Genomic DNA, 23,810 nt, shown 5'->3' on the forward strand with positions numbered 1-23,810 from the left:
CCCGCCCGGCGACGGGTGTCACGCTGGGAGCGGAACCACCGAGCTGCGCGACGAAAGGCGGTGGGGACGATGACCTTCCCTCTGGTCGTGGGCGTCGACGGATCGGACGCGAGCCTGCGGGCCGTCGACTGGGCGGTGGACGAGGCCGCCCGCCACGGCCTGCCCCTGCGGCTGGTGCACGCCTCCCTCTGGGAACGCTACGAGAGCGGCGTGCCCACGGACACCCTGGAACGACCCTCCGAACGCGTGATGGCCGAGCACCTCATCGGCTCCGCGGCGGAACGGGCCCGCCGCCGCGACCCCGCCGTCAAGGTCACCACCGCCATCGCCCCGGAGGAGGCGGCGGAGGCCCTCCTGCGCGAAGGGAACGAGGCCACCGCCCTGGTGACCGGTTCGCGCGGCCGCGGCGGGCTGAAGGGACTGCTCCTCGGGTCGGTCGGCCTGGCCGTCGCAGCCCGCGCGCCCTGCCCCGTGATCGTGGTCCGCGGCGACCCCGCGGCCCTGGCGAGCAGCCATGAGCGGATCCTGCTCGGCGCCGGGGACGCGGACACCTGCGGCGACGCCGTGCGGTTCGCGTTCCGAGAGGCCGCGGCACGCAAGAGCGCCCTCGACGCCGTACGGGCCTGGCGCCGATCCGCGCACGAGAGCGACGAGCCCACCGGGGACGTCGCGCGACGCCCCGAGGAACGGGCCTCCGCCGCGCTCGACACGCTCCTGCACGACGCCATGGCGGCGCATCCGGGCGTCCGGGTGCGCCGGGCCACGGTCGAGGGCCATGCCCGCGGCGTGCTCCTGCGTCGCACGGCCGCCGCCGACCTCGTGGTCGTCGGCGCACGGCGCAGGACGGGCCTCTTCGGGTTGCAGCTCGGCCGGGTCGCCCACACGCTCCTGCACCACGCGGACTGCCCCGTCGCCATCGTCCCGCAACCGATGTGAACCACGCCCCGGCCGCACGGCGCGGGCCGTCACGGTGAGTTCACCGCCGCCGTCGGCGTGGCGCGCCCCGGGTCCGCGCACCGGGGTGAGACTGCGGCGCAGCGGCGCCGACACCGCCGTGGCCGACCGCGCAGCACCGCTCGAAGGGGGACCGCCGCAGTGACGGGCTGGACCTGGGAGTACGACGGCTACGACCCCGCGGAGGAACGCCTGCGGGAGTCCCTGTGCACCGTGGGCAACGGATACCTCGCCACCCGCGGGGCGCTGCCCGAGTGCGACGCGGACGACGTGCACTACCCGGGCACCTACGCGGCCGGCTGCTACGACCGGCTCACCTCGGACGTGGCGGGACGCCGGGTCGAGAACGAGGACATGGTCAACCTCCCCAACTGGCTGCCGCTGCGCTTCCGGCTCGACGGACAGGAATGGCTCACCCCGGACACCGCGGCCGTGCTCGACCACGGGCAGGTGCTCCACCTGGACTCGGGACTGCTGGAACGCCGGACGCGCTACGGGTTCGGCGACGAACGCGTCCTGTTCGTACGCCAGTTGCGGCTCGTGCACATGGCCGACCCCCATCTGGCCGCCCTGCGCACCGAGTTCACCGCCGAAGGTTTCGCCGAGGAACTGTTCGTCGAGGCCGCGCTCGACGGGGGTGTCACCAACTCCGGTGTCGCCCGCTACCGCGAGCTGGACGGCCGGCATCTGACCCAGGTGCAGACCGGCAGCGCCGCGCCGGACACCGTGTGGCTGCGCTGCCGTACGAGGACCTCCGACATCGGGATCGGCATGGCGGCCCGGCTGACCGCCGACTCGCCCGTCTCGGACCCGCACGAACCGTGGCGGGCCGTACAGCACATGCGCCTGTCGCTGACTCCCGGCCGTACCGTCGCCGTCGACAAGACCGTCGCCGTGCACACCTCCCGCGACCACGCGATCAGTGACCCGCTGCGCGCAGCCGTCGACCGGGTCGGCGCCGCCCCCGGATTCGACGCGCTGGCCCAGGCGCACCGCACCGCCTGGCAGCAGCTGTGGCGGCGCGCCGAACTGGACGTGCCCGGTGAGGCGGGCCGCATCCTGCGGTTGCACCTCTTCCATGTCCTGCAGACGCTCTCCCCGCACACGGCCGGCCTGGACGTGGGCGTACCGGCGCGCGGGCTGCACGGCGAGGCGTACCGCGGACACGTCTTCTGGGACGAGCTGTTCGTGCTGCCGTACCTCGACCTGCACTTCCCGGAGGTGTCACGCGCCCTGCTCCGCTACCGCCACCGGCGCCTGGACCAGGCCAGGGCCGCCGCCCGCGCGCTCGGCCGGCGCGGCGCCCTCTTCCCGTGGCAGAGCGGCAGCGACGGCCGCGAGGAGACGCAGGAGCTGCACCTCAACCCCCGTTCGGGGCGCTGGCTCCCGGACCACTCGCGCCTGCAGTGGCACGTCGGCTCGGCGGTGGCGTACAACGTGTGGCGGTACTGCGAGGCGAGCGGCGACGCCGAGTTCCAGCACACCGAGGGCGCCGAGACGCTGCTGGAGATCGCCCGCTTCTGGGCCGACTCCGCCACCTACGACGACCGGCTCGGACGGCACCGCATCCAGGGCGTGGTCGGCCCGGACGAGTACCACGATGCCTACCCCGGCGCGCCCGCGCCCGGCCTCGACGACAACGCGTACACCAACGTCACCGCCGCCTGGGTGCTCTGCCGCGCCCTGGACCTGCTGAGCACCCTGCCAGAGCCGCGCCGGCGTGAACTCGCCGAACACATCGGCCTCGAGGCGGGCGAGCCCGACCGCTGGGACGAGGTGTCCCGCACTCTCCACGTCCCCTTCCACGACGGTGTCATCAGCCAGTTCGAGGGCTACGGCGACCTCGCCGAACTGGACTGGCACGGCTACCGGAAGCGGTACGACGACATCCGCCGCCTGGACCGGATCCTGGAGGCGGAGGGCGACACCGTCAACCGCTACCGGGCGTCCAAGCAGGCCGACGTGCTGATGCTCGGGTACCTCTTCTCACCCGCCGAACTCGGCTCCCTTTTCGGCAGGTTGGGCTACCCGCTGGACGAGGACACGTGGCGGCGCACCGTCGACCACTATCTGCGCCGCACCAGCCACGGCTCCACCCTCAGCGGCCTGGTGCACGGCTGGATCCTCGCCCGCGAGCGGCGTTCGGACGCCTGGACCTTCGTCCAGGAGGCGTTGCGCGGCGACATCGCCGACCTCCAGGGCGGTACCACCGGTGAGGGCATCCACCTCGGCGCCATGGGCGGCACCCTCGACCTCGTCCAGCGCGGACTGACCGGGCTGGAGACGCGGGAGGGAGCGCTGTGGCTCGACCCCGTACCACTGCCCGAACTGTCCTCGTACGGCTTCTCGTTCCACTACCAGGGGCACTGGGGCGTCCGGATGCACCTGGAACGCGGACTGCTGGACGTCGCCGTGCCGGAGTCCGACCGAGGGCCCATCGACATCCGGCTGCCCGACCGCGTGGTGTCCGTGCGGCCGGGGGAGACGGTCCGGCTGGTGCTCCCGGACTGACCTCCCGCCGGCCGCGGAGCCGTGCCCGTACATGATGAACCTCCCGCGCGGGGGCCGGTTGGACCCCGGCGTGGACTTGCCGACCCCTCGCGGCGCACCGGCCGCCGTACGACGGTGGAACCCGGGCCGGCCGGCCTCGGGCCCGGCGAGATCGCCCTGGTGAACGAGCCGCAGCGCGCGGAGGAGTGGCTGGGCTTCCTACAGGCCGTGCTGCAGGTCTGGCGGGACAAGTACCCCGACGTGGAGACCCTGGAGACCGTGGTCGAGGACCGGGCCACGAACGTCCTGGTGCGCGCCGCGACCGGGGCGAGCCTCCTCGTCGTCGGCCGGCGCATCGCCGAACGCCCGTTCGGACCGCGCCTGGGACCCGTCACCCACGCCGCGATCCACCACGTCGGGTGCCCGGTGGCGGTCGTACCGCATCGGTGACCTGGTGGTTGTGCACCGGGGCCGCCGCATCCGCGGGACGGATACGGCGGCCCCGGTGCTGTGCCGCGCCCGCCTTTGCCACTACCGGCGCATGGGCCCGGCCAGATCCACGACGTCGCGGGCCGCCACTTCGTGCAACCGGAGGGCGAGGTCCTCCAGCGCGCGGCCGGCCGCCAGTTCGTCACCGATCTCGGGGATCGGCCGGTCCACCGGATTGCGCCGGGCGGCGCCCGTGCCGGTGACCGTCGACGTGTCGCGGGTGCTCAGGACGGCACGCGCGTGCGTCGTGTCGTCGTCCTCCGTGATGAAGATCTGTACGTTCCACTGCTTGGCTTGCACCTTGCTCACCTCCGAGGCACCCCCTCCACTACCAGGCTGCGCCTGCCCGCGCTGCCGGTCCAGAGCCGACCGGCCCCGTCCCTCGGTTCCTGAGGGCCGGACGGCGCGTTGCCGGGTCCCGTCCGGCCCTGTGGCCCGGGCGGGCGCCGGGAGCACGGTGGTCACGGTCCGGGCCGACTCGGTCGGACGCTCACCGACGTGAGTGCGCACGCCCAACTGGTGGTCGTCGCGGCGCGCGGACGGCGCGGACTGCCCAGGCTGCCGTGGGACGGGACGAGCCGGTTCCTCCTCCGCGACGCCGGCTGCCCGGTCGCCGTCGTCCCCTCGAACGGCCACGGCGGCTGATCCGCCGTGACCCTACAGGGGCCGGACGGTGAGGATCTGCTGGGCCTGTCCGACCGGGCCGTGGACGTCGTGCAGGACCGTGCTGGTCAGGCCCTGGCCGGTCGGCCCGAAGGTGACGGTGGTGTCCAGACCGGTCCAGCGGCCCTCGGGCCGGCGGTGCAGATGGACGGTGAGGTCGACGTTCGGGAACATCCATGTGCCGGGCGGCTGTCGTGCGGCGATGCCGTTGGCCGTGTCGACGAGGGCGAGGTACGACGCGAGCGGGCCGACGGGCTCTGCGGCCACGAGGTCCAGGGGGGTGGCGACCCAGGCGGTCGTACGGCCCGGCTGCGGCGGGGCGACCGGGCGGACGTCGAGCGAGGCGATGTAGCCGCCGGGCCACACGTCGGCCATCCGCCACGGCGTGAGCGACTCGGGGTCGGGCAGCCGTTCACCGAAGCCGCCCGCGACGGCCGCGGTGTCGAGCGCAGCCAGCAGCCAGGCACGCGCCCGGACGACGGGCCGGCCGGCGACGAGCACGACAGCTTCGAGGAGTTCGATGGTGCGACCGGGACGCACCGTCTCCACCCGGATCTCGCACTCGTCGAGCGCAAGCCGCCCCAGGATGTCGTAACCGATCCGGGCCAGGACGAGTCCGTCGTCCGGACGCCCGGTCCGGTACTGGTCGATGGCGTGCGCGACGAGACCGCCGAGCGGGCTGAAGTGCAGTTCGCCCGGGTCCCAGGCGCCGCCCGCGTGCGGGGTGGGCTTGAAACGGTGCTCGTCGATGCGCTCGTAGTAGCTGCCGGTGTTCAACGGACGCCTTTCCTCGGGTTGTTCAGGGCGTGTGGGGCGAGTCGGGCTCAGGACGTGCCGGGGCCGTCGTCGTTGCGGGTCGCGGCGAGATAGGTGTAGGCGGAGGCCCGCGAGATGCCCAGCCGGCCGGCGACCTGCTGGACAGAGCCGCGCACCGCGAACACACCCCGCCGGTCGAGGTCGTGGAACAGCTCCAGACGTTCGCCACGGGTGAGTTGGGCCCAGGGCTTGGTCCGGCGCAGCTGGTGGGCGTCGACCATGGAGTCCAGCACCGTGCCGATGTCGTCGTCGAAGGCCGTCGTCGGCGGGAGGTCACCGGCTGCCGTGACGCCCGCGAGCTCGCCGATCAGCGCATGGACCTGGTTCACGGCGGTGACGTCGAGGTTGACGCACAAGGCGCCGAACACCGTGCCGCGGGTGTCGCGCAGCACCATGGTGGAGGACTTGACCAGCTTCCCGTCCTGGGTCCGGGTGAGGTAGTTCAGCTCGTTGCGCGCCTCATCACCGCTCGCCAGGACCTTCATGCCGATCTCGCTCATGGACCCGCCCACACCCCGCCCGGTGACCGACCCCGAGATGGCGACGACGGAGTGTTCCGGGTGCCGGAAGTCGTGGACCACCACCTCGCAGAGCGATCCCAGGGTCGCGGCGATCCCGTCGATCACCGGGGCGAGGGCGGCGATGATCGCGTCCTGCTCGCGCCGCGCCTCGCCGTCGCCGCTCGGGTCCGTCGGTTCCTGCGTCATCGGCTCGCCTTCATCGAACGGGTCTGGACTTTCAGTACAGGTAGTGGACAATAATTCCAGAGTTTTGGAGTTCAAGGAAGTTTCGGTGGAAGCGGATCGGGCGTCGTCGGCGCCCAGAACGGAGTGCGCACATGCCCGAGACCCTGCCCGTCACCCTCCGGGACGTCCAGGACGCTGCGGCACGGATCAAGGGCGTCGCCCACCACACCCCCGTCCTGCGCTCGCGCACCCTGGACGAACGCGTCGGCGCCCAGGTCTTCGTCAAGTGCGAGAACCTCCAGCGCGTCGGCGCCTTCAAGTTCCGCGGCGCTTACAACGCCGCCTCCCGGCTGACCGCCGAGCAGCTCGCCAAGGGGATCGCCGCCTACTCCTCCGGCAACCACGCCCAGGCCGTCGCTCTGGCCGCCCGCGAGCTCGGCACCACCGCCGTGATCGTGATGCCCGAGGACACACCGCGCTCCAAGCTGGAGGCGACCGCCGGTTACGGGGCGGAGATCGTCACCTACGACCGCTACACGGGTGACCGAGAGGCGATCGGTCAGGCCCTCGCCGCCGAGCGAGGACTGACGCTCGTGCCGCCGTACGAACACCCGCATGTCATCGCCGGGCAAGGCACGGCGGCCCTCGAACTCATCGAGGAAGTAGGGGAGTTGGACGCCCTCGTGGTGCCCGTCGGAGGCGGCGGCCTGATCGCGGGCAGCGCCACCGCCGCCAAGGGGATGCTCCCCGGTATCCGGGTCGTCGGGGTCGAGCCGGAGGCCGGTGACGACACCAGGCGTTCCCTGGAAGCGGGCCGGCGCGTCTCCATTCCCGTGCCGCGCACCATCGCCGACGGCCAGGCCGCCGACATCCCCGGCGAACTCACCTTCTCCATCAACCGGCGCCTGGTGGACGGCATTTCACTGGTGAGCGACGACCAGATCCGGGATGCCATGCGGTTCGCCTTCGAGCGGCTGAAGACGGTCGTCGAACCCAGCGGCGCGAGCGCCCTCGCCGCCCTGCTGGCCCACCGGATCGACTCCCTGCCCCGCAGGATCGGCATCATCCTCTCCGGCGGGAACATCAGCGCCGAGCGCTTCACGGAGATCCTCAACGGCTGACCGAGGGGAGGGGAGCGCGAGCCCGATCGCGGGCGGGCGGCCGGCTCGTCCTGACCGCGCGGTGCCTCGTCTCGACGCTTTCAGGTGTCAGTCGCGCCCCGTACCCCGGTAGAGGTCCAGCTCGCCGTCGAGTTCGAGGGCGAGGACCGTGGCGTACGCGTCCACGTCATCCGGCCCCGGCGCGCCGAGCCACGTCACACCAGGCACCTCGTGCAGGCCGCCGGTGACGTGGTGTCCCAGCTCGGCTCCCGTGCCGACCACGGTCACCTGGCGGATCCGGTTGCGCAGGCCGCGCACGGACACGGTCTCGCGCGGTGCGTCGACCAGCTCGCCCACCTGGCCGTCGCGGTACGCGAGGTAGCGCACCCAGGCCTCGGGGTCCTCGGCGCCGGGTGCCGCGTGGGAGTAGGGGTTGGCCGGTTCCTCGCCCGGCTCGGGGTGACGGATGCTCGCGTAGTCGGGATGGCTCCAGTCGGAGTGCGAATAGTAGAAGCCGACCTTGAGGCCGCGTTCGCGCAGCGCGTCGGTGTATCCGGCGAGCAGATCGCGGCCCGCCGGCGTATGCCTCACCACGTCGAGGTTTCCGTGGGCGGTGTCCCACAGGGCCACGCCGTCATGGTGCCGGGCGGTGAGCACGGCGTACCGGGCACCCGCGCGGACGAACAGATCCGCCCAGGCCCCGGGGTCGTACCGGGAGGCCGTGAAGCCGTCCAGCTGTTTCATGTACTGCTCGTGGGACACCTGCCCCGTGTAGAAGGACCAGGGCTCCGGGACTCCGTCCACCGCATAGACGCCCCAGTGGACGAAGATGCCCAACTTGGCGTCGCGGAACCAGTTTTGCATCGGCATGCGCCCACGCTAGGTGGGGACGCTCGCGGGCGCGTGGGCGGTGATCACCCACTACTGGTCCGTTTTCACCCCCGCCGGCCCTAGTCCCTTCGTGAGACCTCCACGTTCTCCAGGATGCCGAGCGCGTCGGGCACCAGGACCGCCGCCGAGTAGTAGGTGCTCACCAGGTAGGAGATCACCGCCTGCTCGTTGATGCCCATGAAGCGCACGTTGAGGCCCGGCTCGATCTCGTCCGGGATCCCCGTCTGGTACAGGCCGATGACACCCTGGTCGTCCTCACCGGTACGCATCGCGATGATCGACGACGTACGGCCCTCGCTGACCGGGATCTTGCCGCACGGCAGCAGCGGCACCCCGCGCCACGCGGGCAGATGGTGACCGCCCAGGTCGATACTGCCGAAGTACAGTCCCCGCTTGCTGCATTCCCGGCCGAACGCGGAGATCGCCCGGGGATGCGCGAACAGGAAGCGCGTGTCGCGCCGCATGCTCAGCAGCTCGTCCAGGTCGTCGGGCGTGGGCGGCCCCGAGCGGGTGGAGATCCGCTGGTCGAAGTCGGCGTTGTGCAACAGCCCGAAGTCCCGGTTGTTGACCAGCTCGTGTTCCTGACGCTCACGCAACGCCCGTACGGTCAGCTCCAGTTGCTGCTCGGTCTGGTTCATCGGCTGGTTGTAGAGGTCGGCGACCCGGGAGTGCACGCGCAGCACGGTCTGCGCGACGCTCAGTTCGTATTCGCGCGGCTCCGCCTCGTAGTCCGCGAACGTGTTCGGGATGTCGGGCTCGCCCACGTGCCCCGAACTCAGCGCGATCTCGGCCTCGCCGCTCGCGTTGAGCGGCAGGTGTCCGTCCAGCCGGAACAGGTCGACATGGGCCCGCAGTTCGCCGTGGCGCGCCGCCACCTCCTGGTACGCCGTGTGCGGCAGCGCCAGCACGGTGGTGGACGTCGCCGCGCGGGCGGTGAACTCCCAGGCGCCGTCCGGGCCGGCGAGCACCTGCCCGCCGAAGGTGTCGCCGTCGGCCAGCAGACCGACCACCGTCTCGTCGCCGTAGGGACCCTCGCCGATCTGCTCCACCTTGCCGTGGGCCACGAGGTAGACATGGTCGGCCGGGCGGCCCGCCGCCGCGATCACCTGGCCGGGCGCGTACTCCTGCTGCTCGAACCGCGCGGCCAGCGCCTCGAGCGCGCTGCCGTCCGCGAAGCCGCGCAGCGGAGGCAGTTCGCCCAGCTCCGCCGGCACCACCCGGACCTGCGCGCCCGTCCGGACGAACGTGACCCGCCCGTCGCCGAGCACGTACGACAGCCTCCTGTTGACGCGATACGTGCCACCCGGCACGTTCACCCACGGCAGCATGCGCGTCAGCCACCGTGAACTGATCCCCTGCATCTGAGGTTCGGACTTGGTCGTCGTCGTGAGATTCCGTGCCGCGGCGGTACCGAGGCTCTGCTGCTCCCGTTCCCCGGCGCCCGCCGCGGGTGCCGTACCGGTCTCGACCGACATGGTTCCTTCTCTCCTGTAGCGCCGGTGACGGACCATGCGGGTACCGTCACCCTCCGTGCCTACAGCTACCCGTCCGCGGTCGCGTCGAGTGATGAGTTCCGACGGCGTGCGAGGCACGGGACCCCGCGAACTGCCTCCGCACGACCCTTGGTTCCGTCACCCTCACCCGGTTGGCGGTATCCGGTGCGGACGCGAGCCGAGACCGCGATCGCGCGCACCTCGTGGACACCGGCCGGGCACCGGCGGGACTTCGGCATCCCGGCGATGTGACGGAATCCCGGAGGCATGGACTTTCGGAGGCATGGCCCCGGCGTGGACGGGTACCCGGACACAGTCGCGCCCGTCGCCGAGGTGCCCGGGCCGGCCGTATCACCGCTGCTACCAGGGGATCCGCCATGATGACAGCCGCCCACGACGACCTCCCGACGCCGGCCCGGCGGGCGCTCGACGCACTGGCCACCGACGCCGGGGACCCGGCCGCCCTCGACACGCTCGCGAGCAGCGATGTCCTGGTCCCCGTGCCGGACGACATCCCGGACACGGACTCCGCCGATCCCACGACGCTCGCCGTGCCCGTCCTGGAACGGCCCGGCGGTGAACCCGTGGTCCCCGTGTTCACCTCGGAGGAGACACTGTCCGAGCTGCTGCCGGCCGTCGACCGCTACCGGCTGGTGCCCCTCGGCGCCCTTGCCGCGCAGTGGCCGGACGATGCCCTCGCGCTCGCCGTCGACGCGGGCTCCGCGCACGGACTGATCCTCACCTCGGAGGGCATCCACACACTGGCGACCCGCTGACCCGCTGACCCGCTGACCCGCTGACCCGCTGACCCGCTGACCCGCTGACCCGCTGACCCGCTGACCGGCTCCGCGGCTCGGCGTGCGAGGCGCCCCGGAGGCCCCTGAGCGCAAGGCGTGGCAGAGCGTGGGGTCAGAATGACCGCATGGAATGGATCTCCGGTGTGGCCGGCGCCCTGGTGCTCGCCGTGATGCTCCGCAGCGTCCTGCGCACCCTGGTCGTGCCCCGCGGCCTGTACTCCGTGCTGGTCTTCCGACTGTGGTGGGTGCTGCGCCAACTCCTGCAGCTCGCCGCCTTCCGGGGCGGCTACACCACGGTGGACCGGGCGCAGACCTGGCTGGCCCCGCTGATGCTGATCGGGATGCTCGTCACCTGGCTCGCCGGGGCCCTGCTCGGCTACGGGCTTCTGCTCTACGCCTTCTCCCCGCTGTCCTGGTCCACCGCCTTCCGCGAGGCGGGCTCCAGCCTGTTCACCCTGGGCTTCGCCAGCGGCGACCGGCTGAAACTGTCCGTGCTCGACTTCGCCGCGGCGGCCACGGGACCTGTCCTCATCGCCCTGCAGATCGCCTACCTGCCCACCCTGTACGCCGCCTACAACCGCCGCGAACTCGAGGTCACCATGCTCCAGTCCCGGGCCGGCGAGCCCGCCTGGGGTCCGGAGATCCTGGCCCGGCAGTGGCTGGTCGACACCGAGACGGCGCTGCCCGAGCTGTACCGCTCCTGGGAACGGCTCGCCGCGGACATGGGCGAGAGCCACTCCACGTACCCGATCCTGTTGACCTTCCGCTCACCGCGTCCGCACCTCAGCTGGCTCGTCGGACTCGTCGCCGTGATGGACGCGGCGGCCATGCAACTGTCGCTCGCCCCGCACTCCGCCCCACCGGAGGCCCGTCTGGTGCTGCGGGCCGGCTTCACCGCCATGCGCGACATCTCCAGGGGCCTGCGCATCCAGTTCGACGAGGACCCGGCCCCGGACGCCACGATCCAGCTGACCTTCGTCGAGTTCGACGCGGCGGCGAAGATGCTGGAGGCGGCGGGCTTCCACGCCGAGCGTTCGATCAAGGAGGCGTGGCCGCAGTTCCAGGGCTGGCGGGTCAACTACGAGGCCGTCGCCTACGATCTGTGCCGCCGCAGCGACGCCGTACCCGCCCTGTGGACGGGCCCGCGTGACTTCCCCTCGACACCGATCCCGCCCAGGCGCCCGGTGGACCGCCGCCCCGGTGAAGGCCGGACGAAACTCCCGCCTGCTCAGGGGTAGTCACCGGGTCCGAAGGGACCGCACTCGAACGGGTCTTCAGCCCGCCGTGCCGGCCAGCATGCGCTCCAGCACCGCACGCTGCAGGGGCAGTACCTCGGCGTGCAGGTCGCGGCCCTTGCGGGTGAGGGCGACCCACACGCCCCGCCGATCCTCGGCGCAGACCGACCGCTCCACCAGACCGTCCTTCTCCAGCCGCCCGATCAGGCGGGACAGGGCGCTCTGGCTGAGATGGACCCGTCCGACCAGGTTCTGCACCCGGCACTGGTCGCCCTCCCGGGACGACTCGGAGGCCAGGATGTCGAGCACCTCGAAGTCGCTCGCGCCCAGACCGTACGGATGCAGCACCCGGTCGATCTCGCACATCGTGCGCGCGTGCACCGACAGGATGTCCCGCCAGCGCTCCTCGAGCCGGATCTCGGCCGTCTTGACTGCCATACCCGCACGGTAACACCGATTCAGCCAATTGTTGAGTGTGCAACTAGTGCGGGTGCAAGTTGCCTCGGGCGACTCAGGCGGCCGGGTCCTGGAGCAGCCCGACGAGGTTGCCGTCGGCGTCCTTCACCGAGGCGATCAGCCTGCCACCGCCGACGTCCTTCGCGTCCTCCAGCAGCTCGGCACCCGCTTCCAGCAGAGCGGCCAGCCGGTCCCGGAGGTCGGTGACGTGCCAGTAGGGGACCGGCCCGGTCATGCCCTTGGCGTGCCCGTTCGGGTCGAGCCCGACGTCCTGACCGGCGTCCTTGAAGCCGACGTAGTAGGGCGCGTCCGCATAGGGCTCCACCCCCAGCAGAGTCTTGAACAGGGCCTTCGCCTGCTCGATGTCCTTGACGGGGTAGATGATCGTCTTGAGGCCGGCGGTCATGTCAACTCACTCCTTCTTGCAACGTGGGCCGACGGTTTCCGTCGGTGCTTACAAGCTAGGGCGGGGGAGCCCGGCACTGCTTCTTCGATCCTGACCGGTTGCGGAGTCCCGGCCGCCCGAGGCCCCGTCACTCGCCGTGCAGCGCCTCAGCGACGGTCAGCCGCGCCGCGCGCCGGGCGGGGACGAGTTCGCCGAGCATCGCGATCACGAGCCCGGCTCTGGCAGGACCGGCCGGCGCCGGGTCTGCCAGACGTCCGTCATGTACGACGGGAGGGTGATGTCGATCGCGGCGGCCATCCTCGGTATCACCAGCCGGTGGCCGAGGACGCCCAGCGGGATGCCGAGCAACGAGCCGATCGCGCCCAGTACCGCCGTCGAGGTCACCATCATCACCGTGACCTGCCGCGGCGTCGTGCCGATCGACTTGAGCATGCCCAGGTCGCGGCGCCGGTCGTGTGTGTTGAGGACGAGCGTGTTGAACACGACGAGCGACGCGACGACGGCGAGCATCAGGGTGAGGAGTGCGGCGGAACCGACGATGGTCCGCGTGGTGTTGTTCGGACCGGCAGGTGGTGGGCGACGGGGCCGAGGATCGCCGCCGTGTCCTCGCCGCCCTGATGTGCGCGAGCAGCACCTGCACCATCTCGGAGCCGATCCGGTCCCACAACCGGCGCCGACGGGGTGGTCGGGCCATGGCGTACAGCCGTACGGTCCCGGACAAGGGTCGCCGAGGGCGGGACGCGGCAGTCCAGGCTGCGGGACAGTGGGGGCACCGGTACGACGACGCCCGTACGGAGGCGACGAGATGCTGAGGACTCCCGCCGGCGCCAGGCGCCTGGACATCCTGGAATGGCTGAAGGACCCGGCCGCCCACTTTCCGCCCCAGCGGCATGCCGACCCCGCCGAGGACGGTGTCCCGGCGCGGGCCATCGCCGCCAGGCTCGGCGTGTCCCGCCGGGTCGCCGACACCCACCTCGGGCTCCTCACCCGTCTCGGTCTGCTGCGGACCAGGAGAATCCGGCACCGCACTTACTACCGGCGCGACGAGTTCCGGATCGCCGAGGTGGCCAGGATGTTCGAGAAGGGGTGGTGAGGGTCGGTGAGACGGCCGCCGCGAGACCGCCCCGCGCCACTCTGGCGTGAAGTGACCCGGCCGGGCGCCCGGCGTTAACCTGGTCCCGGCCGCGATCACCCCCGCGGCGCGGCGGTGGGGCCCGCCGTACCCGAACCGCGGCACGGACGCCGCCAACGGTCCCTGCTTCCTGAAGGCATGCGCCCGCAGGCCGGGCCTCCAGAGAGTGGGAGACGTACGACCATGACCGCCCCCGACAGCGTCCGCGTCCGGCCCAGACCCCCGCGGCCCGCCCTCTGGCGCGGCCAGGTACCCGTCGTCGCGATGGTCGCGCTCGGCGGCGCCCTCGGCGCCACCGCCCGGTACGCGCTGACCCTTTGGTGGCCCACGCGGCCCGGCGGATTCCCCTGGGCGACTTTCTGGACCAACGTCGTCGGATGCGTCGTGATAGGCGTGTTCATGGTGGTCATCACCGACGTATGGGCCGCCCACCGTCTGGTCCGACCCTTCTTCGGCACCGGCGTGCTCGGCGGCTTCACCACCTTCTCGACGTACGCCGTCGACATCCAGCGGCTCGTCGACGGGGGCCACCCCGGGACAGGGCTGGCCTACCTCGCCGCGACCCTGTGCGCGGCCCTCGCGGCGGTGTGGCTCGCCTCGCTGGCGGCCCGCCGCGTCCTGACCGGGAGGCAGCCATGACGAGGCTGACCGGTCGCGCCCTGCGCGTGACCGTCTTCATCGGCGAGAACGACACCTGGCACCACAAGCCCCTCTACACGGAGATCGTGCACCGGGCCCACGCCGCCGGGCTGGCCGGCGCGAGCGTCTTCCGCGGCTGCGAGGGCTTCGGCGCGTCCTCGCTGATCCACACCACGCGACTGCTCTCCCTGAGCGAGGACCTTCCCGTGGCGATCATCCTCGTCGACACGGAGGAGCGGGTGCGGGCCTTCCTCCCGCAGCTCGACGAACTCGTCACCGAGGGGCTGGTGATCCTGGACGACTGCGAGGTGATCCGGTACGTCGGCCGTCCGGACGAACCTGGCAAAACGGGCGGGAAGGGTAAGAAGTAGTTGTGAACTGGCTCTTGGTCGTCATCGGGGCCGTGGTCGGCGCTCCGCTGCGCTATCTGACCGACAGGGCGGTGCAATCGAGACACGACTCCGTCTTCCCCTGGGGCACGTTCGCCGTGAACCTCACCGGCTGTCTCGTCCTGGGCCTGCTGACCGGTGCCGTCTCCGCCGGCGCCGCGGGCTCGCACCTCCAACTCGTGCTGGGCACGGGGTTGTGCGGGGCCCTGACGACGTACTCCACCTTCTCCTACGAGACGCTCAGGCTCACCGAGACCGGCGCGGCCCTCTACGCTGCCGTCAATGTCGTCGCGAGCGTGGTGGCGGGCCTGGGCGCGGCTTTCGCCGGAGGCGCGATCGCCCAAGCTGTGTGGGCGTAGGTATTTGTCTCACGCCCGGGCGTAGTAAGACTGTCTACAGCACTGTCGACCAACTCCTCAGAACTGGATCCCATGAGCGCCATCTCCGTCGGTCAGGCCGTCGTCCTAGGAGTCGTCGAGGGGGTGACCGAATTCCTCCCCGTGTCCTCCACCGGCCACCTCAAGATCACCGAGGGGCTCATGGGCATCCCCGTCGACGACACGTCGGTCGTCGGGTTCTCCGCCGTCATCCAGGTCGGCGCCATCGCAGCCGTGCTCGTGTACTTCTTCAAGGACATCGTGCGGATCGTCTCCGCCTGGGGCCGCGGTCTGCGCAACCCGGCCGAGCGTTACCACCACGACTACAAGTTCGCCTGGTGGGTGATCTACGCCACCATCCCGATCGTCCTGGTGGGCCTGGCGGCCAAGCCGCTCATCGAAGGCCCCCTCGCCTCCCTCTGGGTGGTCGCGGGCTCGCTCATCGTCGGCAGTGGTGTGATGTGGGCCGCGGACCAGATGGGCCGGCACAAGCGCGGGGAGGACGACACCTCGTTCAAGGACGCGATGCTGGTCGGCTGCTCCCAGATCCTCGCCCTGCTGTTCCCCGGCTTCTCCCGTTCCGGCGCCACCATGTCCACCGCGCTCATCCTCGACCTGGACCGGGTCGCCGCCACCCGTCTCTCCTTCTTCCTCGGCATCCCGGCCCTGACCGGCGCCGGCCTGTACGAGCTGAAGGACGCGCTGGGTGCGGGCGTGGGCGCCGCCCCGCTCGTCGCCGGCACGGTCGTCTCCTTCGTCGTGGCCTACGCCTCCATCGCCTGGCTGCTGAAATTCGTCGCCAAGCACTCCTTCAACGCCTTCGTGGTCTACCGCATCGTCGTCGGCGTGGCACTTTTCGCTCTCCTGGCGACGGGTGCCCTCGGCAGCTGACGGGACCGGTCGACCCTGCTCGGGCGTGAAGTCTGCGGTGCGGACTTCGCGCCCGCCACATTTCACATTCCACCCGCCTTGACATCGGCCCGCGCTCACCCGGACCATCGGTCCCGTGAACCTGTCAGACAGCCAGACAGGTGGTCCGGGGCCGCGGCGCGTCAGCGCGATGGAAGCGGTGCTCGCCCACCTCCGCGGCGCCATCGAGCGCGGCGAGTACGCCATAGGCGACAAGCTCCCCTCCGAGGCGGAGCTGTGCCGCACGCTCGAGGTGTCCCGGCCCGTACTGCGCGAGGCGCTGCGGGCCCTGCAGACGATGGGCCTGACGGTCTCCAAGACCGGCAAGGGCACCTTCGTCGTCGCCGGCGCCGTCGAGGACCCCACCTTCGGCGACTATGCGGCCAGCGACCTGCTCGAAGTACGTCGCCACATCGAGATCCCCGTCGCCGGGTACGCAGCGCTGCGCCGCACCCCGGAGAACCTCGACCATCTGGCCCACCTCCTGGACCGCATGGAGCGGGAGACGGACACCACCGCGTGGGTCGCCATGGACACCCTCTTCCACCTCGGCGTGGCCGAGGCCGCCCAGAACCCGGTCTTCCGGCGGGTCATCGAGGAGATCCGGGACGCACTCGCCCGTCAGTCGGCTTTCCTTAACCAGCTGGGCGGCCGCCGCGAGCAGTCCAACCGGGAGCACCGGGCGATCGTCGAGGCGCTGATCGACGGTTCGGAGCACGACGCGGTTGCGGCCATGAGCCACCACCTCGACCGTGTCGAGACGACCCTGACCGACATCGTGCGCCCCGCGCGCGCGGACACCACCCCGGAACACGGAGCCGACGCGTGAACCCCGCGCAGGCCCACTCCGACCCACCAGTGATCCAGGCAGTCATGTACAGCAACTCTCCCGCGGACGCACCCCTCGTCCGTGAACCCCTCCACACCCCCGTCGCCCACCTCATACGCGGCGGTGTCGTCGAGGGCATCCACTACGGTTCCGTCGTCGTGCTGGGCGCAGGCGGCGAGGTCGAGTTCCAGCTCGGCGACATCGAGGCCGCCTTCTATCCGCGCTCGGCCATCAAGCCGCTCCAGGCCGTGGCCATGCTGCGGGCAGGACTGCCGCTCGACGGCGACCTGCTCTCGCTGGCCGCCGCGAGCCACTCGGGCGAGGAACGTCACCTCGCCGGCACCCGGCGCATCCTCGACCTGGCCGGTCTCACCGAGGACGACCTGCGCAACGTGCCCGACCTGCCGTACGACCCCGCCGTACGGGACGCCTGGGTGCGCGAGGGCCGCTCGCCCTCCCGACTGGCCCAGAACTGCTCCGGCAAGCACGCGGCCATGCTCTACACCGCCCAGCTCAACGGCTGGTCCCTGGACGACTACCTCGACCCGGCCCACCCGCTCCAGCAGGCGATCGCCGAGATCGTCGAGGACCTCACCGGGCAGCGCGTCGCCCGCGTGACGGTCGACGGATGCGGCGCGCCCCTGTTCGCCGTCTCCCTGCACGGCCTGGCCCGCGCGATCGCCCGCATCGCCTCGGCCGCGCCCGGCACCCCCGAGGCACGCCTGGCCGACGCGATGCGCGAGCACGCCGAGATGGCCTCCGGCGCCGGCCGCGACGTGGCCGCGCTGATGCGAGCCGTACCCGGGCTGCTCGCCAAGGACGGCTTCGAGGGCGTCCAGGTCGCGGCCCTGCCGGACGGTCGCGCCATCGCGGTCAAGATCGCCGACGGCGCCAACCGGGCCCGCGTCCCGGTCGCCGCGGCCGCGCTCGCCCGCGCGGGCGTCGACCCGTCCCTCCTCACGGAGTTCTCGGGCGAACCGCTTCTCGGCGGCGGCCAACCGGTCGGTTGCGTACGCCCGATCCGAGCCCTGGACCCGATCCCGATCCCCGTGCCGGCCTGCGCCTGAGACGGCGGCTCGGCGGCGCTGTGACGGCTATTGGCGGGCGCGTTGGGCCACCGGCCGCCGGCCGCGTCAGTCGCCGATCGCCGATATCGACGATCCGGGGCGTGGCGCGGCCCGTGCGTCACGGCGCGTGGCTCGGTCGTGGGCCGGACGCATCGGGCGTCGGCCAGTGGTCATCGGGTCCCGGACGCTGACCATCCGCAGTCCGACTCGCCTCCCCGCCCGGCCCTATGGTGCGCGCCCACCCTCACACCGCCCCACCCCACCTCCCCACCCCTCCGAAAGAGGCCCCACCTCCCATGCCCACCGCCGTCACCCGAACCGAGCACGACCTGCTCGGTGACCGGGACGTTCCCGCGCACGCCTACTGCTCGACGAGGACCGCGGTCGGCTCGCGGAGGCTGTCGAGTTGATCCCTGAGATCAACCTGGGGGCCACGGCCATCGGTACGGGCCTCAACGCGCCCGCCGGATACGCCGAGTCGGCCCGCCGCCACCTCGCCGACATCACCGGGCTGCCCCTGGTCACGGCCGCCAACCTGGTCGAGGCCACCCAGGACTGCGGTGCGTTCGTCCAGGTGTCGGGCGTGCTCAAGCGCATCGCGGTCAAGCTCTCCAAGAGCTGCAACGACCTGCGCCTGCTGTCCTCCGGCCCGCGTGCGGGCCTCGGCGAGATCAACCTGCCGCCGGTGCAGGCCGGTTCGAGCATCATGCCGGGCAAGGTCAACCCGGTGATCCCGGAGGTCGTCAACCAGGTCGCCTTCGAGGTGATCGGCAACGACGTCGCCATCACCATGGCCGCCGAGGCCGGGCAGCTCCAGCTCAACGCCTTCGAACCGGTCATCCTGCACTCCCTCTCGAAGAGCGTCACGCACCTGCGGAACGCCTGCCTCACCCTCGCCGAGCGCTGTGTCCGCGGCATCACCGCCGACACCGAAGCCCTGCGCGCGAGCGTCGAGAACTCCATCGGCCTGGTCACCGCCCTCAACCCCCACATCGGGTACACGGCAGCGACCGACATCGCCAAGGAGGCCCTCGTCACCGGCCGGGGCGTGGCCGAACTCGTCCTGGAGAAGGGGCTGTTGCCGGCCGAGACCCTCGCCGGCCTGCTGCGTCCCGAGATCGTCGCGGGCAGCGGGGCGCCCGTCGCCTGATCCGCGGTGAAGCAGCGAAGCGCCGGGACCGCCCGGAGGCACAATGGCGATCATGACAGCGACGTCGTCCCTCGCCTATCTGCCGGTCCTGGAACGCATCGCCGAGGAGGTGGAGCGCACGCCGGGCCGCGGGCGTCCCGCCGACTACATCCCGGCGCTCGCGGCCTGCGACCCGCGCCGCTTCGGCATGGCCGTCGCCGAGCTCGACGGCACGGTCTACGGGGTGGGGGACTGGCGGCAGCCGTTCTCGACGCAGTCCATCACCAAGGTGTTCACCCTCGCCCTCGACCTGGCCCGCGAGGGCGACGAACTCTGGGAGCACGTGGGCCGAGAGCCCTCCGGCAACCCGTTCAACTCCCTGGTCCAGCTGGAGTACGAGAACGGCATTCCGCGCAACCCCTTCATCAACGCGGGCGCGCTCGTCGTCACCGACCGCCTCCGGACCCGTACCGGAGATGCGGCCGGAGAGCTGCTCGCCTTCCTGCGTGCCGAGAGCGGCAACCCCGCCCTGGACTTCGACCTCGAGGTCGCCGCGTCCGAGACCGCCAACGGTGACCGCAACGCCGCTCTCGCCCATTTCATGGCGTCGTACGGCAACATCGACAACCCCGTGCCGGTCCTGCTCGACGAGTACTTCCGCCAGTGCTCCATCGCGGCCTCCTGCGCCGACCTCGCCCTGGCCACCGGCTTCCTGGCCCGGCACGGCATCCGCGCCGACGGCACCCGCCTGCTCACCCGCAGCCAGGGCAAACAGGTCAATGCGGTGATGCTGACCTGCGGGACGTACGACGCGGCGGGCGACTTCGCCTACCGCGTGGGCCTGCCCGGCAAGAGCGGAGTGGGCGGCGGCATCATCGCGGTGGTCCCGGGCCGCTGCACCCTGTGCGTCTGGAGTCCGGGCCTGGACGAGCGCGGCAACTCGGTGGCGGGCGTGGCCGCCCTGGACAGATTCACCACGCTGACGGGCCTGTCGGTGTTCTGAGAAGGGAGCGGGAGACTTGTCGACATATTCGGTGCCCGGCGGCGGCCTGCCAGGCCGACGAGCAGCCCCCGCCACACACAGGACACACTTCGGCTGCCGCCAGGAGGGGACGGCGTTGCTTTCCGGCCACCCCACGTTGACACGCTGACCGAGTGTTGGCCATGGCTTTCCCCGTCGATCTCCGCCGCTGTCAGGTACTCGGTCTGGCCGGTACCGCCTTCCTCGCGCTGGGCGGTGAGACGGCCGGCGCCCTGCCCGTGCGGGATCTCCTGGCCCCCGCCTCGGCCCAGGCGGCCCTAGGCCTGGTCGGCGTCTATTTCGGCGTCGTCCTGCTTATCGCGGCCTGGGCACTGCTCGGCCGTCTCGTCCACAGCGCCGAACCGCCGACCCCGCGCGCCCTGCTGCTGGTCCTCGCCGTCTGGGCGACCCCGTTGCTGCTCGCGCCGCCGCTGTTCAGCCGGGACGTGTACAGCTATCTGGCACAGGGCGCCATGGTCGACGCACACATGGACGTGTACGCGCACGGCCCCGCGCAGCTCGGCGGGCCGCTGGCCGACGAGGTGGCCCCGGTGTGGCAGCACACCGCTGCGCCGTACGGCCCCGCGTTCCTCGGCGTCGCCTCCACCCTGTCCGGCCTCACCCGCGGTGAACTCCCCGCCGGGCTCCTCGGGATGAGGCTCGTCGCTCTGCTCGGGGTCGCCCTGATGGCCGCCGCGCTGCCCCGTCTGGCCCGGCACAGCGGAGCCGACCCGGCCGCCGCCCTCTGGCTGGGGGCGCTGAACCCGCTCGTCCTGCTGCACCTGGTCGCGGGCGCCCACAACGACGCGATCATGCTCGGTCTGCTCGGCGCCGGCCTGGTCGCGGCGCTCGGCCGGTGGCCGGTCCTGGGCGCCGTACTCGTCACACTCGCGGCCCTGGTCAAGGCGCCCGCCGCGCTCGGCCTGCTCGCCGTGGTGGTGGTCCAGGCGCGGTCGGGCCGCAGCCCGGTGCGGTCCGTGCTGACGACCACGGCCGCGGCCGGGGCGACCACGGTCGCGGCGACGGCCGTCGCGGGCACGGGATACGGCTGGATAGGCGCACTCGACACCCCCGTCTCACCGCACAACTGGGCGCTCACCAGCCTGCTCGGCCGGGCGACCGGGGCGCTCCTCGAACACCTCGGCAGTGGCCTGGCGCCGTTCGCGATGCCCGTCTGGCACGTGCTCGGCCTCGTGCTCACTGCCGCCGCCGTGCTGTTCATATGGCTGCGGCTGCGCCCGAGCCCGGTGTACGCGCTCGGCCTCAGCCTGGCGGTGGTGGCCGCCTTCGGCCCGGCGATCCGCCCCTGGTACGCGCTGTGGGGTCTGTTCCTGATCGCGGCCGCCGCACCCACCACGTCGGTACGGCTCCGGGTGGCGGCCGTGACCGGCGCGCTGGCGCTGGGCGTCATGCCCAGCGGCGGCCCCGTGGACACCGGGCAGTTGGTGCTGGCCGTCTCGGGCGGCGTGCTCGCCGTGGTGGTGCTGTGGCAGGCCCATCAGGCGGCACAGGCCCCGGCCGTGGAGCGCACGGCATGAGGGGGCCCACGACCGACCGCGGGCGGGTGCTCCTCGTCCTGACGCTCGTCGCTGCCGTCACCGTCTTCACGGCGACCGTCCCGCTCCTGCGCGACTGGTTCGACCTGCGCGTCTACTACGGGGCGGTCGACACCTGGGTCCACCACGGCGGCCGGATCTACGACTACCGGGTGCCCGGGACGACGTACGGCTTCACCTATCCGCCGTTCGCCGCGCTCGGCATGCTGCCGATGGCGCTGATGGGACTGCACACCGCGATCGCGGTCGCGCTGCTGCTCAACCTGGTGGCGCTGGCGGTCGTCCTGCGGATCCTGGCCGGGCCGCGATGGAGACGGCACGGGTGGTACGGCTGGTCGCTGCTCCTGTGTCTGCTCGCACTGTTCGAGCCGCTGCGCGACACGTTCAGCTTCGGGCAGGTGAACGTCCTGCTGCTGGCCTTGGTCCTCAGCGACTGCTGGCTGCTGTCGACCGGCCGCGGCCGCTGGGCGGGTGTCGGGATCGGGCTCGCCGCGGCGATCAAGCTGACGCCCGCCGTCTTCATCGGCCTGCTGCTGCTCGCCCGCCGGTGGCGCGCCGCCGCGCTCGCCACCGCCGTGACCCTCGGCGCGACCGCGGTCGCCGCCTGGGCGGACCCCGCCGCCTCACGCTTCTACTGGACCGAGGCGCTGTGGGACACCAGCCGGGTGGGCCGCCTGGACTATGTGTCGAACCAGTCGCTGCAGGGCGTGCTGGCCCGGCTGGGCGAACCGCAGCGGCCCCTGTGGGCGACGGCGGTCCTGCTGGTTCTGTGCGTCTGGGCGTGGCGGGTGCGCCGGGCGGTCGCGGCCGGTGACTGGACGGCCGCCTTCGCCCTGACCGGCCTGGTGGCCTGTCTGGTCAGCCCGATCACCTGGGTGCACCATCTGGTGTGGCTGCTGCCGTCGTTCGCCGTGCTGGTCCGCGCCGGGCACCCGCGCGTCGCAGGCGCCCTGTACGCGGTGCTGTGCACCAGCGTGGTGTGGCTGTGGTTCGAGGACGCGTCCGGCATCGACGGATTCCTCGGCAGCAACATCTATACGTGGATCACGCTGGGTCTGCTGTTCGGGCTGCCGGTCGGTCAGCCGCGCGCGGACCGGGCGGCCTTGACCCTCAGCGCCAGTGCCACGGCCCCGACGCCCAGCCCGGCCACACCCGCGATGGCGCCCGTCTCCGGCCAGCCCGAATCGCCGTCGGGCACGGCCGAGGCCGCCGCCGGGGCCGCCACTGGCCTCGACCCGGTGCGCGGCGCGTCCAGCGAGCCCACCGGATCGACGTGCCCGTCCGCCTCGAAACCCCAGTCCAGCAGTGCTCGCGCCTCCTCGTACACGGTGAAGCCGCCCGCCTTCTGAGGGTTCATCACCGTCACCACGAGGGTGCGATCGCCCCGGCGCGCGGCGGCAACGAGGGTGTTGCCCGCCTTGGTGGTGTAGCCGTTCTTGATGCCGATCAGGCCGGGGTACGGCGCCACGCCGTCGTGCCCGGTCAGCAGCCGGTTGGTGTTCTCAATGCCGTACGACCCGACGTCGCCCGGGAATCCGGCCGAGGCGGTCGAGCAGTAGCGGGCGAAGTCCGGGCTGCGCAGCCCGGCGCGGCCGAAGACGGCGAGGTCGAACGCCGAGGACACCTGGCCCGGGGCGTCGTAGCCGTCTGGTGAGACGACGTGGGTGTCGCGGGCGCCCAGGGCACGCGCCTTGGCCTGCATCCGGGCGGCCGTGGTGTCCCAGCCGCCGTTGAGGGCGGCCAGGACGTGGACGGCGTCGTTGCCCGAGCTGAGGAAGACCCCGCGCCACAGGTCGGCGACCTGGTACGTGTGCCCCTCCTTGACGCCGACCACGCTGCTGCCGGGGCCGACGTCGGCCAGTTCCTGCTCCGTCACGGTGTGCCGGACGTCGGCGGGCAGTGCCGGCAGCACGGTGAGGGCGAACAGCGTCTTCAGCGTGCTGGCAGGGGGCAGCTTGCGGTGCGCGTCGTTCGCGGCGAGCACGTCGCCGGTGCGGGCGTCGGCCACCACCCAGGACAGTGCGGAGACCTCCGGCACGTTGGGGGTCCCGGGGCGCAGTCTGACCTGTGTCCCCGAACCGTAGAGGAGCGACGCCTTCGGCACCGCGTCCCCTTGCCGGCCCGGTGGGCTGGGCTCCGCCGACCCGGAGTGGGCGGCGGCCACGGGAGGCGTGAGCGCCAGGACGCCCGCCACACAGAGGGCGCAGGCCGACGCGGCCACCCTAGAAGAGAATCCGATAGTCATACGATCAACGTAGGAACGGGGTCGCCCCCCAGCCACGCTGC

Annotated in this window: 24 protein-coding genes and 3 pseudogenes; 18 read left to right on the forward strand and 9 right to left on the reverse strand. The window is 72.0% G+C overall.

The window, feature by feature from the left end; translation table 11 throughout:
* Positions 1-69: 69 nt before the first annotated feature.
* From ACFYXB_RS17730 to ACFYXB_RS17740, 3 genes and pseudogenes are all read left to right on the forward strand, one after another.
* Entirely contained in the window at positions 70-936 is an 867-nt protein-coding gene (locus ACFYXB_RS17730) for a universal stress protein (protein ID WP_389583027.1), read from the forward strand.
* Positions 937-1,095: 159 nt separating this feature from the next.
* Positions 1,096-3,465, forward strand: a complete 2,370-nt coding sequence (locus ACFYXB_RS17735) for a glycoside hydrolase family 65 protein (RefSeq protein WP_389583029.1) — start codon at positions 1,096-1,098, stop codon at positions 3,463-3,465.
* A 120-nt stretch (positions 3,466-3,585) separates the two neighbouring features.
* Positions 3,586-3,894: pseudogene (locus ACFYXB_RS17740) on the forward strand (universal stress protein); the annotation flags it as partial.
* A gap of 81 nt (positions 3,895-3,975) precedes the next feature.
* Here ACFYXB_RS17740 and ACFYXB_RS17745 read toward each other — a convergent pair.
* Entirely contained in the window at positions 3,976-4,242 is a 267-nt protein-coding gene (locus tag ACFYXB_RS17745) for a DUF1876 domain-containing protein (protein ID WP_351360836.1), read from the reverse strand.
* Positions 4,243-4,341: 99 nt separating this feature from the next.
* Between ACFYXB_RS17745 and ACFYXB_RS17750 the strand changes: the two genes are divergently transcribed.
* Positions 4,342-4,578 carry a universal stress protein gene (locus ACFYXB_RS17750; protein ID WP_389583033.1) on the forward strand — a complete coding sequence of 79 codons (237 nt, stop codon included), beginning with the start codon at positions 4,342-4,344 and terminating at the stop codon, positions 4,576-4,578.
* A gap of 12 nt (positions 4,579-4,590) precedes the next feature.
* Here the strand turns inward: ACFYXB_RS17750 and ACFYXB_RS17755 are convergent, their stop codons facing one another.
* The gene (locus ACFYXB_RS17755) at positions 4,591-5,373 is read right to left on the reverse strand and encodes a thioesterase family protein (RefSeq protein ID WP_389583035.1); all 783 of its coding nucleotides are present in this window, start codon (positions 5,371-5,373) and stop codon (positions 4,591-4,593) included.
* Between the two features lie 47 nt (positions 5,374-5,420).
* On the reverse strand, positions 5,421-6,119 hold the full coding sequence (locus ACFYXB_RS17760; protein WP_389583037.1) for a transcriptional regulator: 699 nt from the start codon (positions 6,117-6,119) through the stop codon (positions 5,421-5,423).
* 131 nt (positions 6,120-6,250) lie between these two features.
* Between ACFYXB_RS17760 and ACFYXB_RS17765 the strand changes: the two genes are divergently transcribed.
* Positions 6,251-7,219, forward strand: coding sequence for a threo-3-hydroxy-L-aspartate ammonia-lyase (locus ACFYXB_RS17765; RefSeq protein WP_389583040.1), 969 nt, complete (start codon positions 6,251-6,253; stop codon positions 7,217-7,219).
* An 87-nt stretch (positions 7,220-7,306) separates the two neighbouring features.
* Here ACFYXB_RS17765 and ACFYXB_RS17770 read toward each other — a convergent pair whose 3' ends face one another.
* Positions 7,307-8,068: an alpha-L-fucosidase gene (locus ACFYXB_RS17770; RefSeq protein WP_389583043.1), complete on the reverse strand. Its 762-nt coding sequence runs from the start codon at positions 8,066-8,068 to the stop codon at positions 7,307-7,309.
* Between the two features lie 80 nt (positions 8,069-8,148).
* Entirely contained in the window at positions 8,149-9,564 is a 1,416-nt protein-coding gene (locus tag ACFYXB_RS17775) for a family 2B encapsulin nanocompartment shell protein (protein ID WP_389583045.1), read from the reverse strand.
* Positions 9,565-9,959: 395 nt separating this feature from the next.
* Between ACFYXB_RS17775 and ACFYXB_RS17780 the strand changes: the two genes are divergently transcribed.
* On the forward strand, positions 9,960-10,358 hold the full coding sequence (locus ACFYXB_RS17780; RefSeq protein ID WP_389583048.1) for an SseB family protein: 399 nt from the start codon (positions 9,960-9,962) through the stop codon (positions 10,356-10,358).
* A 146-nt stretch (positions 10,359-10,504) separates the two neighbouring features.
* Entirely contained in the window at positions 10,505-11,617 is a 1,113-nt protein-coding gene (locus ACFYXB_RS17785) for a hypothetical protein (protein ID WP_389583051.1), read from the forward strand.
* A 36-nt stretch (positions 11,618-11,653) separates the two neighbouring features.
* On the opposite strand, the gene ACFYXB_RS17790 is transcribed toward ACFYXB_RS17785, so the two are convergent.
* The 3 genes from ACFYXB_RS17790 to ACFYXB_RS17800 all read right to left on the reverse strand — a co-directional run bounded on the left by ACFYXB_RS17790 (position 11,654) and on the right by ACFYXB_RS17800 (position 12,986).
* The gene (locus tag ACFYXB_RS17790) at positions 11,654-12,052 is read right to left on the reverse strand and encodes a MarR family transcriptional regulator (RefSeq protein ID WP_363290405.1); all 399 of its coding nucleotides are present in this window, start codon (positions 12,050-12,052) and stop codon (positions 11,654-11,656) included.
* A gap of 73 nt (positions 12,053-12,125) precedes the next feature.
* Positions 12,126-12,476, reverse strand: coding sequence for a VOC family protein (locus ACFYXB_RS17795; protein ID WP_351366204.1), 351 nt, complete (start codon positions 12,474-12,476; stop codon positions 12,126-12,128).
* A 204-nt stretch (positions 12,477-12,680) separates the two neighbouring features.
* Positions 12,681-12,986: an FtsX-like permease family protein gene (locus ACFYXB_RS17800; protein WP_389583054.1), complete on the reverse strand. Its 306-nt coding sequence runs from the start codon at positions 12,984-12,986 to the stop codon at positions 12,681-12,683.
* Positions 12,987-13,281: 295 nt separating this feature from the next.
* On the opposite strand from ACFYXB_RS17800, the gene ACFYXB_RS17805 reads away from it, so the two are divergent.
* From ACFYXB_RS17805 to ACFYXB_RS17855, 11 genes and pseudogenes are all read left to right on the forward strand, one after another.
* The gene (locus ACFYXB_RS17805) at positions 13,282-13,569 is read left to right on the forward strand and encodes an ArsR family transcriptional regulator (protein ID WP_389583056.1); all 288 of its coding nucleotides are present in this window, start codon (positions 13,282-13,284) and stop codon (positions 13,567-13,569) included.
* A gap of 222 nt (positions 13,570-13,791) precedes the next feature.
* Complete coding sequence (crcB, locus tag ACFYXB_RS17810) at positions 13,792-14,247, forward strand: fluoride efflux transporter CrcB (RefSeq protein WP_389583058.1); 456 nt, start codon at positions 13,792-13,794, stop codon at positions 14,245-14,247.
* The gene (locus ACFYXB_RS17815; RefSeq protein WP_389583061.1) at positions 14,244-14,618 is read left to right on the forward strand and encodes a DUF190 domain-containing protein; all 375 of its coding nucleotides are present in this window, start codon (positions 14,244-14,246) and stop codon (positions 14,616-14,618) included. Before crcB (ACFYXB_RS17810) ends, ACFYXB_RS17815 begins: the two co-directional genes overlap by 4 nt.
* A gap of 2 nt (positions 14,619-14,620) precedes the next feature.
* Positions 14,621-14,995, forward strand: a complete 375-nt coding sequence (gene crcB, locus ACFYXB_RS17820) for a fluoride efflux transporter CrcB (protein WP_389583063.1) — start codon at positions 14,621-14,623, stop codon at positions 14,993-14,995.
* Between the two features lie 72 nt (positions 14,996-15,067).
* Positions 15,068-15,904: an undecaprenyl-diphosphate phosphatase gene (locus ACFYXB_RS17825; protein WP_389583066.1), complete on the forward strand. Its 837-nt coding sequence runs from the start codon at positions 15,068-15,070 to the stop codon at positions 15,902-15,904.
* Between the two features lie 169 nt (positions 15,905-16,073).
* On the forward strand, positions 16,074-16,751 hold the full coding sequence (locus ACFYXB_RS17830) for a FadR/GntR family transcriptional regulator (protein ID WP_351347853.1): 678 nt from the start codon (positions 16,074-16,076) through the stop codon (positions 16,749-16,751).
* Between the two features lie 44 nt (positions 16,752-16,795).
* Positions 16,796-17,818, forward strand: coding sequence for an asparaginase (locus ACFYXB_RS17835; RefSeq protein WP_389583181.1), 1,023 nt, complete (start codon positions 16,796-16,798; stop codon positions 17,816-17,818).
* Positions 17,819-18,179: 361 nt separating this feature from the next.
* Positions 18,180-18,968 (forward strand): annotated as a pseudogene (locus ACFYXB_RS17840) (lyase family protein); the annotation flags it as partial.
* A gap of 43 nt (positions 18,969-19,011) precedes the next feature.
* Positions 19,012-19,950, forward strand: coding sequence for a glutaminase (locus tag ACFYXB_RS17845; protein WP_351347688.1), 939 nt, complete (start codon positions 19,012-19,014; stop codon positions 19,948-19,950).
* A 161-nt stretch (positions 19,951-20,111) separates the two neighbouring features.
* Positions 20,112-21,506 (forward strand): polyprenol phosphomannose-dependent alpha 1,6 mannosyltransferase MptB, encoded by a 1,395-nt coding sequence (mptB, locus tag ACFYXB_RS17850; RefSeq protein WP_389583069.1) that lies wholly within the window; start codon positions 20,112-20,114, stop codon positions 21,504-21,506.
* On the forward strand, positions 21,503-22,873 hold the full coding sequence (locus ACFYXB_RS17855; RefSeq protein WP_389583072.1) for a glycosyltransferase family 87 protein: 1,371 nt from the start codon (positions 21,503-21,505) through the stop codon (positions 22,871-22,873). The genes mptB and ACFYXB_RS17855 overlap by 4 nt, the downstream gene beginning before the upstream one ends.
* Positions 22,874-22,884: 11 nt before the next feature.
* On the opposite strand, the pseudogene ACFYXB_RS17860 reads toward ACFYXB_RS17855, so the two are convergent.
* A pseudogene (locus ACFYXB_RS17860) lies at positions 22,885-23,769 on the reverse strand (D-alanyl-D-alanine carboxypeptidase family protein); the annotation flags it as partial.
* Positions 23,770-23,810 lie beyond the last annotated feature (41 nt).

Origin of the sequence: Streptomyces sp. NPDC002619, from assembly GCF_042889305.1 — a bacterium.
Taxonomy (GTDB): domain Bacteria; phylum Actinomycetota; class Actinomycetes; order Streptomycetales; family Streptomycetaceae; genus Streptomyces.